Annotated in this window: 15 protein-coding genes; 12 read left to right on the forward strand and 3 right to left on the reverse strand. The window is 58.0% G+C overall.

The features are described 5' to 3' along the window. Nucleotides 1-51: 51 nt before the first annotated feature. Both KI367_RS13425 and ku read right to left on the reverse strand, forming a co-directional pair. Nucleotides 52-993 carry an ATP-dependent DNA ligase gene (locus tag KI367_RS13425; protein WP_036709078.1) on the reverse strand — a complete coding sequence of 314 codons (942 nt, stop codon included), beginning with the start codon at nucleotides 991-993 and terminating at the stop codon, nucleotides 52-54. A gap of 24 nt (nucleotides 994-1,017) precedes the next feature. Beyond that, nucleotides 1,018-1,938, reverse strand: a complete 921-nt coding sequence (gene ku, locus KI367_RS13430) for a non-homologous end joining protein Ku (RefSeq protein ID WP_036709083.1) — start codon at nucleotides 1,936-1,938, stop codon at nucleotides 1,018-1,020. 201 nt (nucleotides 1,939-2,139) lie between these two features. Between ku and KI367_RS13435 the strand changes: the two genes are divergently transcribed. The 3 genes from KI367_RS13435 to KI367_RS13445 all read left to right on the forward strand — a co-directional run bounded on the left by KI367_RS13435 (nucleotide 2,140) and on the right by KI367_RS13445 (nucleotide 4,032). Next, complete coding sequence (locus KI367_RS13435) at nucleotides 2,140-2,433, forward strand: hypothetical protein (RefSeq protein WP_036709085.1); 294 nt, start codon at nucleotides 2,140-2,142, stop codon at nucleotides 2,431-2,433. Between the two features lie 47 nt (nucleotides 2,434-2,480). Then, nucleotides 2,481-2,663 (forward strand): H-type small acid-soluble spore protein, encoded by a 183-nt coding sequence (locus tag KI367_RS13440; protein ID WP_036709089.1) that lies wholly within the window; start codon nucleotides 2,481-2,483, stop codon nucleotides 2,661-2,663. A 274-nt stretch (nucleotides 2,664-2,937) separates the two neighbouring features. After that, entirely contained in the window at nucleotides 2,938-4,032 is a 1,095-nt protein-coding gene (locus KI367_RS13445) for an alpha/beta hydrolase family protein (protein WP_246536892.1), read from the forward strand. A 109-nt stretch (nucleotides 4,033-4,141) separates the two neighbouring features. Here KI367_RS13445 and KI367_RS13450 read toward each other — a convergent pair whose 3' ends face one another. Further along, on the reverse strand, nucleotides 4,142-4,684 hold the full coding sequence (locus KI367_RS13450; protein ID WP_212950223.1) for a GNAT family N-acetyltransferase: 543 nt from the start codon (nucleotides 4,682-4,684) through the stop codon (nucleotides 4,142-4,144). 334 nt (nucleotides 4,685-5,018) lie between these two features. Between KI367_RS13450 and KI367_RS13455 the strand changes: the two genes are divergently transcribed. The 9 genes from KI367_RS13455 (at nucleotide 5,019) to KI367_RS13495 (ending at nucleotide 13,090) form a co-directional block, all read left to right on the forward strand. Continuing rightward, on the forward strand, nucleotides 5,019-5,897 hold the full coding sequence (locus KI367_RS13455) for a LysR family transcriptional regulator (RefSeq protein ID WP_212950225.1): 879 nt from the start codon (nucleotides 5,019-5,021) through the stop codon (nucleotides 5,895-5,897). 128 nt (nucleotides 5,898-6,025) lie between these two features. Then, complete coding sequence (locus KI367_RS13460; protein WP_212950227.1) at nucleotides 6,026-6,868, forward strand: transporter substrate-binding domain-containing protein; 843 nt, start codon at nucleotides 6,026-6,028, stop codon at nucleotides 6,866-6,868. 42 nt (nucleotides 6,869-6,910) lie between these two features. Further along, on the forward strand, nucleotides 6,911-7,696 hold the full coding sequence (locus tag KI367_RS13465) for an amino acid ABC transporter permease (protein WP_212950229.1): 786 nt from the start codon (nucleotides 6,911-6,913) through the stop codon (nucleotides 7,694-7,696). Next, entirely contained in the window at nucleotides 7,693-8,403 is a 711-nt protein-coding gene (locus tag KI367_RS13470) for an amino acid ABC transporter permease (RefSeq protein WP_036709098.1), read from the forward strand. Before KI367_RS13465 ends, KI367_RS13470 begins: the two co-directional genes overlap by 4 nt. After that, nucleotides 8,400-9,152: an amino acid ABC transporter ATP-binding protein gene (locus KI367_RS13475; RefSeq protein ID WP_036709101.1), complete on the forward strand. Its 753-nt coding sequence runs from the start codon at nucleotides 8,400-8,402 to the stop codon at nucleotides 9,150-9,152. Before KI367_RS13470 ends, KI367_RS13475 begins: the two co-directional genes overlap by 4 nt. A 12-nt stretch (nucleotides 9,153-9,164) precedes the next feature. After that, nucleotides 9,165-10,181, forward strand: coding sequence for an LLM class flavin-dependent oxidoreductase (locus tag KI367_RS13480; protein WP_212950231.1), 1,017 nt, complete (start codon nucleotides 9,165-9,167; stop codon nucleotides 10,179-10,181). Nucleotides 10,182-10,250: 69 nt separating this feature from the next. Continuing rightward, nucleotides 10,251-11,432, forward strand: a complete 1,182-nt coding sequence (locus tag KI367_RS13485; protein WP_052146928.1) for a M20 peptidase aminoacylase family protein — start codon at nucleotides 10,251-10,253, stop codon at nucleotides 11,430-11,432. A gap of 2 nt (nucleotides 11,433-11,434) precedes the next feature. Further along, nucleotides 11,435-12,607, forward strand: coding sequence for an N-methyl-L-tryptophan oxidase (solA, locus tag KI367_RS13490; RefSeq protein ID WP_212950232.1), 1,173 nt, complete (start codon nucleotides 11,435-11,437; stop codon nucleotides 12,605-12,607). Nucleotides 12,608-12,610: 3 nt separating this feature from the next. Continuing rightward, complete coding sequence (locus KI367_RS13495) at nucleotides 12,611-13,090, forward strand: DinB family protein (RefSeq protein WP_212950234.1); 480 nt, start codon at nucleotides 12,611-12,613, stop codon at nucleotides 13,088-13,090. The last annotated feature ends 27 nt before the right edge of the window (nucleotides 13,091-13,117 follow it).

Here is a 13,117-nt window from a genome sequence, read left to right on the forward strand (position 1 = left end):
ATGGAGGTGCTTTCGGCACGAAGGGATGAATGACCGGATGATGGCCGTTTCTCATGGGTCCAGCCTGCATTCTTCAGGCAAAACGTCGACGAAAGCCTGAATGCTCGGCTGCCGGAGCGTCCCGTAGACCGTCCATTCCAAAAAATTCACTTTCACGACCCACCGGGGGCGGATCCATACCGCTCCTTTATGGCGTTCCGGCTGATTGGCAAAGGGCCTTTCCTTTTGGACCATGCCGGCGGCTTCTTCCGTAATCCTCCGCCAATCGGCGACGCCGAGCTTGCCGGTTCCCGCGTGTCCGATGTAAATCAGCCGCCCGTCCTCGTCGTACAAGCCGAGCAGCAGCGCATTGACGATGCCGTCGCGGTAGGTGACGCCTCCGACGACCGCATTCAGGTCCATGATGTTTTTCAGCTTCTGCCATCGCTTGTCTTTGCCATGGGTCGCATAGGCGCTGCTTACGTCCTTGACCACGATCCCTTCCAGCCGGTGCTGCCGCGAAATATCGTGGAGCAGGGAAAGATCGGAATAGCTTGGCACCAGCTGAACGTGGGGACCCGGAATGAGCATTTCCTGCAGCAGGGCTTGCCGCTCGCGAAGCGGCTTCGACGTCACCCATTCCCCGTTGCAGTACAGGATGTCAAACACCATGTAAACGATCGGAATTTGCCGTACCCGGGCGCGGATCTGCTGCTCTTGGCGCAGCCCGTCCCTTTTCATGACCTGATGGAACGAAGGCACGCCGCCCGCCAAAGCGATAATTTCGCCATCCAAAATGACGGAGTCCGCTTTGCAGTATACGGACGTGTCCCACAGCTCGGGATATTGGGGCGTGCGCTTGTTCCCTTTGCGGTTGATCAGCTCCGTTTCCTCGCCGTCGTTGTATACGAGCATGCGCACGCCGTCCCATTTGATCTGGGCGATCCAGTTGTCCCCGGAAGGCAGAACGTCGGTCATGATCGGCTCGAACGGTTTTACCGGGGCAAATTTCATCTGATGTCCTCCGTCTTGGTCCGGTTACGATACCGTTTCATTTTTCTTTGCGGTTTTTCGCCGTTTCGGCTTCGGCCCTTCGGCTCCTGCGGCTTGCTTGTCTTCCGCGGCTGCGGTTTTGGTTTTGGCCTTGGCCGTTTTTTTCGGCTTTCCGGGATCGGTCGGAGTGATGGCGGCCGGCTTGGCGGCTTCGATGCTTGCCTGCAGGGCGGCCATGAGATCGATGACGTTCGTTTCCTGCTTGGCCGGCGCGATTTTGATTTCTTCGCCCGTTACCTTGTGTTCGATCAGTTCGAGCAGACGCGCGCGGTAGTCGTCCGTGTATTTTTCCGGATCAAAAGGGGTCGACAGCTGGTCGATCAGCATTTGGGCCATGCCGAGCTCCTTTTCGTTGACGGTGATGTTTTCGGGCAAATTCGGCACTTGCGAGACGGGTCGGATTTCATCCGGATAAAACATCGTTTCGATCGCCAGGCAATTGTCGAGCACCCGGATGGCGGCCAAACTGCTTTTGGAACGGATGGATATTTTGGCGATGCCGATTTTTCCGCTTTGGCTCATCGCTTCCTTCAGCAGCTGGTACGCGTTGCCGCCCGCCTGGTCCGGGGCCAGGTAATACGTTTTTTGAAAATAAATCGGGTCGATTTCGGACAAATCCACAAAATCCAAAATGGCGATGCTTTTGTTCGCCTGCTCGGCGATCTGCTCCAGCTCGTCCTTTTCGAACAACACGAATTTGCCTTTTTCGTATTCGTAGCCTTTGGAGATTTCCTCCCACTGCACTTCTTTTTCGCAGACGGGGCATTTCCGGACATAGGACAGCGGGCTGCCGCATTCCTTGTGCACGTAACGCATCGAGATATCCTTGTCTTCCGTCGCCGAAAACATTTTGACGGGCACGTGAACCAGTCCGAAGCTGATGGCCCCTTTCCAAACCGTATGCATGATTTTAGCCTCTCCTTCGCTTATTGATCATCGTTTTGCAGCATTTGCTCGTTCTTTATAGTATGGGTATGTTTCGCCGAATCTATGACATCCGGGTTGAAAGAAAGGGAGAAGTTTTGCCCCAAATGACATGGTTTTTCATGAAAAGGGCATAGTAAGGGGAGCGCGAGATCATTTTATGTTTCAGGAGGCAGCGAAAAAATGCGTGAACATCAGGATGAAGCGAAGCTGAACGCTTCCGCGGCGACCGAAAGATACGACGAAGAGTCCCGCAAGCTGGAGTCGGCCAGTTATACGCAAAGCGGCAATGACGTGGATTGGGAAAAGATGACCTCCAAAGATCCGGTCGTGACCCATGAAACCCATATGTTCGACATCGACCGCATGGTGAATGAAGGCCTCGGCGGCGGCAATATTACGGCGGATAACGGGTATATCGGCGACAGCACGACGGATGCGATGGTTCCCGAAGCGCGTTCCGACGAGGATGCGTAATTCCAAAACGATTATTAGCGAAAACATATACCGAAAGGATGATGACGATGGACGTTAAACGCGCCATGGAAATTTACACCGACAAGGAGCATACGTTCGAAGTGAAGCTGGAAGGACAACCGGTCTGGATCGAAAACGTCGATGAGCAAAACGGCATGGCGACGGTGCAGGTCGGATCCCGGCCGACCAACACGCAAACCGTGAAAGTGGAGCGTTTGCAGGAAGGCTGACGGAATGAAGCGAAAAAGCCCGAGGGACCCCGAGGCAGGGGAATCGGGCTTTTTTGTGCGTTTGGGACTGCGGCGGAAGGCTGAATCTATTGTCCGCTTTGCAGCATGGTAGATTCGCCTGTGGAAAAGAGAGAGGTTCATGCCCAAGATCGTCATTGATCCGGCAAAAGGCTTTTGATACAATCTTCCCGACAAAAGCCTTGCGCGAGAACGATGCTTCGATGGATTCCACACCTGCGAGTGAGAGGCTGCAAAAACAGTAGGATTCGGAAAGGTGCTGAAGCTGATGATGCCGGGAAATGACATGACGGAGGTTGCCGCCGGAAAAAAGGAAGCTGGAAGATGGTGCCCGGATTCGTATTTGAAGCAGCTGGCCGCGAAGGGGGCGGAGCGTGCGTTTCGCCCGGGGACCGATTGGCCAAGCTGGAGGAAGGCGTTGAAGGAGCGGGTTGCGTCCCTGTTGGGCGGGTTTCCCGAACGCGCAGCGGCGCTTGATCCGGTCGTTCTGGAACGGACGGCGTTCGGCGACCATATCCGGGAGCGGGTCGAAATCACGACTTGCGAGGGCTTGCGGATGCCGATCTACGTCCTGCTTCCCTTGGATGCGCATGCCAAGCCGCGGCCCGTCATCGTGGCTTTGCACGGCCACGGGTACGGCAGCCGGGAAATCGTCGGTTTGGAGCCGGACGGAACGGAGCGGAGCGGGGAGCCGGGGCTGCACAAGGATTTTGCGCTGGACCTTGTAAGGCGCGGATTCGTCGTGGCCGCCCCGGAGCTTCTCGGCTTCGGCGACCGCAGGCTGGCGGAGGATCTGGACGGCGATCCGAAAAAAAGCTCCTGCCACCTCCTGGCCCTTCATTTGCTGATGGCGGGCCGCACGCTGGCCGGCTATCGCGTCTATGAAACGATGCGGGCGGTCGATTACGCGCAGACCCGAACGGAGGCGGTTGCGGATCGGATCGGGTGCATGGGCATATCCGGCGGGGGGCTGGTCGCCTCGTTTGCGTCGGCGCTCGACGAACGGATCGGCGCGGCGGTCGTCAGCGGTTACGCCAATACGTTCGAAGACAGCATTTTAAGCCGCAGCCACTGCATCGACAACTATGTCCCGGGGATCATGCCGGAGGCGCGGATGGCCGACGTGATCGGCCTGATTGCGCCGAGGGCCCTGTTGCTGGAAACGGGAAGCGAAGACCGGGTGTTTCCGCGGGAAGGCGCGGTGAAGGCATATGCCGCCTTGGAAGAAATTTACGAAGCTGCGGGCGCGAAGGATCGGCTGGCAGCGGATTTCTTTGACGGAGGTCATGAAATCAGCGGCCGGATGGCTTATGATTGGCTCGAGCGACAGCTTAAGGGGAGCGGGCTATAATCGGATGTGACCGCACCTTGATGCGCTCCTGCAGAGCCTCCGGATGGATATGGAATTTTTAAAGGAGATCCCGCCACAACCTGGGCGGGCACCTCCTTTTTTCTTTTTCCTATACCACCCGATCCAGCAGCGGCGTCGAAGGCAAGTCAAGCCGATACCCCTTCACAAGCGTCTCCCCGTTCCGCATGTCCGTTTCATAAGCCCGTTCGAAGCCCAGTCGTTCGTACAGCTGGACGGCGGAAGCCATCATGTCGGAGGTGTGCAAATGCAAGGTCGAAGCGCCGAGCAACACCGCTCTGCGCGCGGCCTCCCGGATCAGGAGCGTGGCGATGCCGCGTCCGCGGTATGCGGGCGAAACGGCCAACAGCCGGATGATCGGCGCGTGGATGCCCAATTCGGGTCTGCCGTAGGCTGCCTCCGAGGATAAGAACAATTGGACGCTGCCGACGATTACGCCGTCGAGCACGGCCACGAGCCGGGCATATGGACCGTTTCCGTAGACGGAGTTGCGGATGGAATCCCGGTATTCCTCCCAGCGGGACTGGGGAAGATCGAAGGCATATTGCTGGTAAGCTTCGAGCATAACCTGCGCGATGTTCTCCTGCTCGAATTCCTCCGCGTCGCGGATGACGATTTCGGTTGCTGCAGTCATCGGATTCACTCCTTTTCTCGCTTTCTTCGAATTTGATATCCAGTATAACGTTTAAAACCAAGTAAACCTATATGGAATTATAAATATTGATTCCCTTATTAAAAAAATCAATCCTACGGTCTGAGGAGCAGGAGCCCGAACGAAAGCGGTCATCCGCGATTTGTCATGCGATGCCGGACAGCTTGAAGGGATTTTCTGCCTCTTTTGGGATTGACAATAAAATTCCAACTCCCTAAGATAAAAATAATTTATGGAAACTGCGCCGAGTTAAAACCATGTAATTTTATATGAATAATAAGTATTTAATTTATAATCCATAGGAGGTGGATGTCTCTTGAATATCGAAAATCTCGAAGCCTTTGTGTACATCAATCACTACGGCAGCTTCAACAAGGCGGCGGATGTGCTCTTTTTGTCCCAGCCGACCGTCACCGCCCGGATCCAGTCGCTGGAGCGGGAGCTGGATTGCAAGCTTTTCGACCGCTTCGGCAAACAGATTCATCTGACGGACAAAGGCAAGCAGTTCCTTCCCTATGCCCAGCAAATTCTTCAGACGTACCAAAAAGGCAAACATCAACTCCACTCCAAACGGGTCATGCCCAATGAACTGCGGATCGGGTGCACCGTGTCGGTGTCCAATTATTTGATGCCTTACCTGCTCACGCGGCTGAGCGAAAGGTTTGCGGATATCAAATTCAAAATAACGACCGCCGCGACGGATGAACTTGCCGGCAAACTGGCTTCCGGCGAGCTCGATTTGGCTTTCGTGCGCAAGCTGATGAATCCCGCCTTTCAGACCTACTCTTTTTTCGAAGATCCGATCCGTTTGTACGTTTATCAGGGCCACCCGCTGGCGATGGCCGAAAGGGCGTCGATCCGGGACATCCGGCACGAAAAGCTGATCTTCTTCGAGTGCGGCTCCCTCGATTGGATGCGAATCCACCGCGTGTTCGAAAGCCTGGAGCAGCCCCCGGGCATCGTCTATCAGGTCGACAATTCGGAGACCGCCAAAAAACTGGTGCTGCGCGGAGCCGGAATCTGCTTCCTTCCCGGATTATGCGTGCAGCAGGAAGTCAAAGCCGGGCTGCTCGTCCCCGTCGACATTACCGAAACGGCCGGAATCGCCCTGCAAACGAACCTCATCACGTTGACCGGCGAGCATACGGAAATCGCGGAAGCGCTTCTGGAATGGGGCGGGTTCCCGCCGGATTAAGGATTTGCATCCAAGAATAGAAAAACTCTATTAGACGCGTGCGGCGAATCGCGGTAAAGTTAATGTCAACCAATTCATACTAAACAGATTGGAATTTATTAAATTGGATGATAAAAGGGGATGAGATCATGCGAAAAACATGGACATGGGCCGCTTTGCTGCTGCTTGCGGGGGTGATGGCCGGATGCGGAACGGGTGCCGGCAAAACGGCGGACTCGTCGAAGGAAGGCACCGCCGCGGCATCTTCGGGAGACGTCAAAAAAATCGTGGTCGGCACCGGGACGAATTTTCCGAAGGTATGCTTTATCGACGAAAACGGCAAGCTGACCGGCTTTGACGTCGAACTGGTCCGGGAAATCGACAAGCGGCTGCCGCAATACGAATTCGAGCTGCAGACCCAGGAGTTCGCCAATCTCCTCCTCAGCCTGGAGACGAAAAAAATCGATTTTGTCGCGCACGAGATGGAAAAAAATCCGGAACGCGAACAAAAATATCTGTTCAACAAAGAGCCTTACGCCCACTGGCGGAACAAAATCATCGTGGCCAAAGACAATGATTCCATCCATTCGCTGGACGATTTGAAAGGCAAAAAGGTGCTGACCGGAGCGACAAGCGCCGCAGCGCAAATTTTGGAGAACTACAACAAGAAAAACAACAACGCGATCAACATCGTGTATCAAAGCGGGGCGGCGCAGGATTCGGTAAGCCAGATCACAGGCGGACGCGTCGAAGCCACGATCGGCGCCGATTTCTCGCTGCCGCTGATCGATCCGCAGGGCAAGCTGAAAACGACCGGCGAGGACTTGTCCGATGCGGATATCCTGTTCGTTTTCCGCAAAAACGATCCGGAGGCGCAGAAGCTGGCGGACGACATCGACGGCGCCATCAAGGCATTGAAGACGGACGGCACGCTGGGCAAACTCAGCAAGCAGTGGCTGGGCGACGACTTTACCGCCGATTCCAAGCCGTAAGCGGGGCTAAACATTGGCCGAGAGGCAGGAAGGAGGAAGCTCATGGGAGCGCCGTTTGATTACACGTATATTTTCAGCTATTTTCCAAAGCTGCTGTCGACGCTGGGCATGACGCTGCTGATCGTGGCAGGTTCGCTTCTGGTAGGGATCGTCGTCTCTTTTCTCATCGCCCTTCCCCGTCTGTATCGGATTCCGGTGTTGAACGGGCTAGCCAGGGTCTACGTCTCCTTTTTCCGCGGGACCCCGATCTTGATCCAGCTGTTCCTGTTTTATTACGGCCTTCCCGAGATCCTAAAGCTGGTTCAGATCGACATGTCCAAAGCTCCGGTGCTCGTATTCGTCATTTTGACTTACGGCCTTCATACCAGCGCATTCATGTCGGAGACGATTCGGGCTTCGGTGACGGCGGTGGACCGGGGACAGGTGGAAGCGGCGTATGCCATTGGGATGAAGGGGTATCAGGCGTTCAGCCGGATCGTGCTGCCCCAGGCGCTTGCGATTGCGGTTCCGGTGTTCTCGAACCTTGTGATCGCGCTGCTCAAGGACACGTCGCTCGCATTCACGCTGGGCGTGATGGAAATGACGGGCAAAGCAGACACGCTGGGGGCGCTGACGCAGCATTTCGTCGAAGCCTACATCTCGCTATCGCTGATTTATCTGGCCGTCAGCCTGACGCTGGAGAAGCTGCTGCGGATCGCGGAGCGCCGTTTGCTGCGGCATGAGCTGCCCGATCCTGCGGGGCAAAGACGGTTCCGGCTGCAAAGAAAACGCGGTTACCGGCGGCTGATCGCGGGCATCGGTTCAGGCAAAGGAGGAGCGGAAGCATGAAAATCGATCCTTCTTTTATCTGGACTGCTTTTACCCAGCTGCTGCCGTCGATTCCCACGACGCTGGCGATTACGGCCGTATCCGTTTCGTGCGGGTTTATCATCGGCCTGATCGCAGCGCTGCTTCGGATCTACAAAGTCCCCGTCCTGGGGCAGATCGCATCCGGTTACGTGACCTTTATCCGCGGCACCCCGATGCTTACGCATTTGCTGCTCATTTATTTCGGGCTGCCGATGCTGCTTGGCGCCGTGTCCGCCCAGTTCGGATGGAAGTTCCAACCGTCCTCGATCCCGATGATCGGTTTTGCTTTCATCTCCTTTTCCATAACGGCGGGGGCGTATATGTCGGAAGTGATCCGAGCGGGGCTGCTCGCGGTGAACCGGGGCCAGCTGGAAGCGGCCTATTCGATCGGGATGACGACGCCGCAGGCGCTGCGGCGGATCGTTTTCCCGCAGGCATTGGGCGCAAGCCTGCCGAACCTGTCCAATTCCGTCATCGGCATGCTGCACGGCTCCACGCTTGCTTTTGCCGTATCCGTGGTGGAAATCAACGCGAAGGCGCAGATCGTGGCGTCGACCAACTGGAAGTTTTTCGAAGCCTATTTGGCCGCGGCCGTCATTTTTTGGGGGCTGACGCTCTTGATCGAACGGCTGACCGCGGTCATCGAGAAACGAATCAATATGTACAATCGGGGGGGAGTGGCATGATCAAGCTGACCCGTATCACCAAGTCCTTCGGGCGCCAGCAAGTCTTGAAGGGCATCGACCTGACCGTGCAAAAAGGCGAGGTGGTCGTGATTCTGGGCCCCAGCGGTTCGGGGAAAACGACGCTCCTGCGCTGCGTGAACATGCTGGAAAAGCCGAACGACGGCGTGATCACGGTCGGGGATTACACCTTGGACTGCAAACGTGCAGGCAAAAAGGACGTCTACCGGCTCCGCCAAAAATCGGCGATGGTGTTTCAGCAATACAATCTGTTCAAACATAAAACGGCGCTTGAAAACGTGATGGAAGGCCTTGTCGTCGTGAAAAAGCTGCCGAAAGAAGAAGCGAAAGCCCGCAGCATCGCGGTGCTGGAAAAGGTAGGGCTTGGCGGCAAGCTGGATGCTTACCCGAGCCAGCTTTCCGGCGGACAGCAGCAGCGGGTCGGGATTGCCCGGGCGCTGGCGCTCGAACCCGAAGTCATCCTGTTCGACGAACCGACGTCGGCGCTGGATCCGGAGCTGGTCGGCGAGGTGCTGGCCGTCATCCGGAAAATCGCGAAGGAAGGCATCACGATGATCGTCGTCACGCACGAGATGGGGTTTGCCCGGGACGTGGCGAATCACGTGGTGTTTATGGACGGGGGCGTCATCGTCGAGGAAGGCAAGCCGTCGGAGATTTTCAACCATCCCCGCGAGGAGCGGACGAAGCAATTTCTGCAGCGGATCACGCCGGAACTTAACTATAGCATTTAGGAGGACAAAACTATGGCGATTACGATAAGCGTTCTCGATCAAAGCCCGATTTACCCGGGGGAAACGGGAGCCGAAGCCCTGGCGCGCACGGTGCTGCTGGCGCAGGAATCGGAGCGGCTTGGATTCCGTCGTTTCTGGGTGTCGGAGCACCATGATTCCGAGCAGCTGGCAGGCTCCTCCCCGGAGGTGCTGATCTCCTATCTGCTGGCCAAGACGAATCGCATCCGCATCGGCTCGGGCGGCGTCATGCTGCAGCATTACAGCCCGTACAAGGTGGCCGAAAACTTCAACGTGCTCGCCTCCCTGGCGCCGGGGCGCGTCGATCTTGGCATCGGTCGCGCGCCGGGCGGCTTGCCCCGCAGCACGCAGGCGCTGCAGCGCGGAAATGCCGATGCCGCCTCCTTGACGGACAAAATCGCCGAATTGGACGGCTATGTGCATAACCGCCTGGCCCCGGACCATCCTTTGGCCGGGCTGAAAGCCGTCCCGCTGGCGGAGCGGCCCGCTGAAATTTATGTGCTGGGCGCCAGCGTCGGCAGCGCGGAAATCGCGGCCGGCCTTGGACTGCCGTATGTGTTCTCCTTGTTTATCAACGGGGATGAAAACGTGGCGCTCGAAGCGATCCGGAAATACCGGGAGGGCTTTAACGCCGAACGCGGAACCCGGCCGCAGGCGATTATAGCGCTTGCGGTGGTCGTAGCCGATACGGAGGAGGAAGCGGAGAGCCTGGTCGCCTCCCAGAAGCTGGTGAAGATCCATCTGTCCAGCGGCAAAACGCTGACGCTCGGCACCCGCGAGCAAGCGGAGGAATTCGGCCGGCAGGCCGGCGAGCCGTATACGATCGAGGAGCAGGAGCCGTTGATCACCAAAGGGACGAAGGCCTCCGTAAGAGCGAAGCTAGAGGCGCTGCAGCGGTCGTTCGGCGTGGATGAAATCATCGTGACAAGCAACATCGCTCCGTTCGAGAAACGTCTCCGTTCCTTCGAACTGCTGGCCGAGGCCTTGAACGGGGCGGTTGCGGAGGTATAAAAATTCGGGTCGGGCATGGCCTGCATTTGGCGATGGCTGCCGGCCTTCATTTTACAGGAGGTGGAAATGATGACGGGACATCAACTGGAGCCGGTGGCCGAAACCGGTTATGACAAATTCATAAACATACGCCGGCGTTTGCACCAATATCCGGAGCTGTCGAACGAGGAGTTCGAAACGACGAAGTCGATCCGGGCATGGCTTGAGGAAGCGGAGATCCGCATCCTGGATTACCCCTTGGCGACAGGCGTCGTGGCCGAAGTCGGTGGCCGGAAGCCCGGACCCGTGATAGCGCTGCGCGCGGACATCGACGCGCTGCCGGTCCAGGAGGAGACGGGGCTGCCTTTTGCCTCCAAAATCCCCGGGAAAATGCATGCCTGCGGGCATGATTTCCATACCGCCGCGTTGATCGGAACGGCGTATGCCCTGAAAGAAAAGGAAAACGAGCTGGAGGGAACGGTCAGGCTCATTTTTCAGCCGGCCGAGGAAAAAGCCAAGGGAGCCAAGCAGGTGATCGACGCCGGGGCGCTCGAAGGGGTGCAGGCCATCTTCGGCATGCACAACAAGCCGGATTTGCCGGTCGGAACCGTCGGCATCAAAGGCGGGCCGCTCATGGCCGCCGCGGACGGCTTTGCCGTCGAAATCGAAGGGAAGGGCTCGCACGCGGCCGTTCCGGAGGCCGGGCTCGATCCGATCGTCACGGCCGCCCATGTCATTACGGCGCTGCAGTCCGTCGTCAGCCGGAACGTGAGCGCCCTGCAGAGCGCGGTGATCAGCGTGACCCAGCTCCATAGCGGAGCGTCCTGGAACGTGATCCCGGACCGGGCGGTGCTGGAAGGAACGATCCGGACGTTCGACGAGACGGTACGCGAACGGGTGCTGGAGCGCTTCAGCCAGGTGGTCGAAGGCGTGACGGCCGCTCTCGGCGCCAGCGCCGGCGTGCGCTGGATCGAGGGGCCGCCGCCGGTGAACAACGACGAGGCGCTGGCGGAACTCGGCCGGGAGGCGGCGGCCGCCGCCGGGCTTCGCGCCGTGGTCCCCGCGCCGTCGCCGGCAGGCGAAGATTTTGCCGTCTATCAGCGGAAGGTTCCGGGATTGTTCGTGTTCATGGGGACGGCGGGTACGCAGGAGTGGCATCATCCGGCGTTTACGCTCGACGAAGCGGCGCTTCCGGTCAGCATCCGTTTTTTTGCCGAATTGGCCGAACGCGCATTGGCGCAGCTCCGAGCCGCCGGAGGTGAGCGGAGATAACCATGATCCAAAGCTATGACGTCATCATCGTCGGAGCGGGCTCCATGGGCATGAGCGCCGGTTATCATCTGGCCAGGCGGGGCGTGCGGACGCTGCTGATCGATGCCTTCGACCCGCCGCACCGGGAAGGGAGCCATCATGGGGAACCCCGGTTGATCCGCCATGCTTACGGAGGCCACCCCGTTTACACGGAACTGGCCGTTCATGCCCACCGGCTGTGGAACGAGCTTGAGGATCAGGCGGAAACCCAGCTTCTGGTGCAGTCCGGCGTCCTCAATATGGCGGACCCGAAGCTTCATAATTTTCATGGCCGCCTGGCGGAAGCCGCGAAACACGACGTTACCGCCGTCAAGCTGAATGCGGACGAAGTTCGCAGGCGCTGGCCGGGTTTGGCGATTCCGGATCATTTCGAAGCGATGTTTGAGCCGGCGGCCGGGTACCTCCGCAGCGAAGCATGCGTCGACGCCTACAAAAGGTTGGCGTTGGCCTACGGAGCCGAGCTGCTGACGCATTCGGCCGTTACCGGCATTACGGCCCGGAGAGGCAGCGTCGTGGTCCATACCCGAAACGGCAAATTTCACGGAGCCGCGGCGATTTTGACCGCAGGGGCATGGTTCGGAACGCTGGCACCGTTCATTTCCATCCCGGTGAGGGCGGTCCGCAAGACGGTCGGCTGGTTCGAAACCGCAGGTCCGGATTACAAGGTTGGGAGATTTCCGGGATTTACGCTGCATACGGAGGAAGGCGGGTTTTACGGCTTTCCGGATATCGGCGGGGCCGGGCTGAAAATCGGGCGGCATGACGCTGGAAGGGAGTGGAAGCCGGGTGAACCCTTCTTGCCCTTCGGAAGTTTTCCGGAAGACGAAGTGGATTTGCGCGCCGCCCTCGGGACATATATGCCCGGCGCGTCCGGGCGCCTGATCCAAGGCGCCGCATGCAAATACGAGCTTTCGCCGGACGAAGGGTTCATCATCGACAGGCACCCTCATTACCCGCATATTGTCGTCGCCGGGGGGTTTTCCGGGCACGGCTTCAAATTTTCGAGCGTCGTCGGCGAACTTTGTTCGAAGCTCGTCATGGACGAGGAACCGCCGTATGATCTGGGCCCGTTTGCGCTTTCGCGTTTTTCGGGGCAGGCAGCGCCTGCGCCAAGCTTTGCACAAGGAGGAGAATGAAACATGAGCGAAGTGGATTTGGATGCTTTTTTGGACACCCATGGGCAGCTGGCCGAAGCGGTGGCCGGACTGAACGAGGAGCAGGCGAAATGGAAGCCCGCGCCGCAAATCTGGAGCGTGCAGGAGGTGGCCTCGCATCTCGTCGATCACAGCTTCGTGATTTCGTTCCGGATCCGGGACATTTTGGCGGGGACGGCGGCAAGGCTGCCGGCGTTCGACCAGGATGCCTGGGTGAGCGGCCAACATTCGAACGAAGGGCGGCTGTCCGACATTTTGGATGCCTTTCACGCGATTTTGGAGTACAACGCTTTGCTGATCGGACGGTTGAGCGAAGAAGAGCTGGAAAAGACCGGGGTCAACTTTAAAGGGGAGAGCGTCAGCATCAAGGCGATCATTCGCGGCTTCGTCCGTCATGTTCAAGGCCATCTCGGCCAGATCGAGCGGATTCGGCAGGCCGCTGCCCTTGCATTGGAAAAGGCATAAGGAAGGGCTTTGGTTGGAGGACCCGTT

It is taken from the genome of Paenibacillus cookii, from assembly GCF_018333375.1.
Classification (GTDB): Bacteria; Bacillota; Bacilli; order Paenibacillales; family Paenibacillaceae; genus Paenibacillus_AQ; species Paenibacillus_AQ cookii.

What these genes read in the sequence shown, in the direction of transcription:
- KI367_RS13425 (WP_036709078.1), bottom strand. Translation starts at nt 993, where the DNA reads ATGAAATTTGCCCCGGTAAAACCGTTCGAGCCGATCATGACCGACGTT.
- ku (WP_036709083.1), bottom strand. Translation starts at nt 1,938, where the DNA reads ATGCATACGGTTTGGAAAGGGGCCATCAGCTTCGGACTGGTTCACGTG.
- KI367_RS13435 (WP_036709085.1), top strand. Translation starts at nt 2,140, where the DNA reads ATGCGTGAACATCAGGATGAAGCGAAGCTGAACGCTTCCGCGGCGACC.
- KI367_RS13440 (WP_036709089.1), top strand. Translation starts at nt 2,481, where the DNA reads ATGGACGTTAAACGCGCCATGGAAATTTACACCGACAAGGAGCATACG.
- KI367_RS13450 (WP_212950223.1), bottom strand. Translation starts at nt 4,684, where the DNA reads ATGACTGCAGCAACCGAAATCGTCATCCGCGACGCGGAGGAATTCGAG.
- KI367_RS13460 (WP_212950227.1), top strand. Translation starts at nt 6,026, where the DNA reads ATGCGAAAAACATGGACATGGGCCGCTTTGCTGCTGCTTGCGGGGGTG.
- KI367_RS13465 (WP_212950229.1), top strand. Translation starts at nt 6,911, where the DNA reads ATGGGAGCGCCGTTTGATTACACGTATATTTTCAGCTATTTTCCAAAG.
- KI367_RS13470 (WP_036709098.1), top strand. Translation starts at nt 7,693, where the DNA reads ATGAAAATCGATCCTTCTTTTATCTGGACTGCTTTTACCCAGCTGCTG.
- KI367_RS13475 (WP_036709101.1), top strand. Translation starts at nt 8,400, where the DNA reads ATGATCAAGCTGACCCGTATCACCAAGTCCTTCGGGCGCCAGCAAGTC.
- KI367_RS13480 (WP_212950231.1), top strand. Translation starts at nt 9,165, where the DNA reads ATGGCGATTACGATAAGCGTTCTCGATCAAAGCCCGATTTACCCGGGG.
- KI367_RS13485 (WP_052146928.1), top strand. Translation starts at nt 10,251, where the DNA reads ATGACGGGACATCAACTGGAGCCGGTGGCCGAAACCGGTTATGACAAA.
- solA (WP_212950232.1), top strand. Translation starts at nt 11,435, where the DNA reads ATGATCCAAAGCTATGACGTCATCATCGTCGGAGCGGGCTCCATGGGC.
- KI367_RS13495 (WP_212950234.1), top strand. Translation starts at nt 12,611, where the DNA reads ATGAGCGAAGTGGATTTGGATGCTTTTTTGGACACCCATGGGCAGCTG.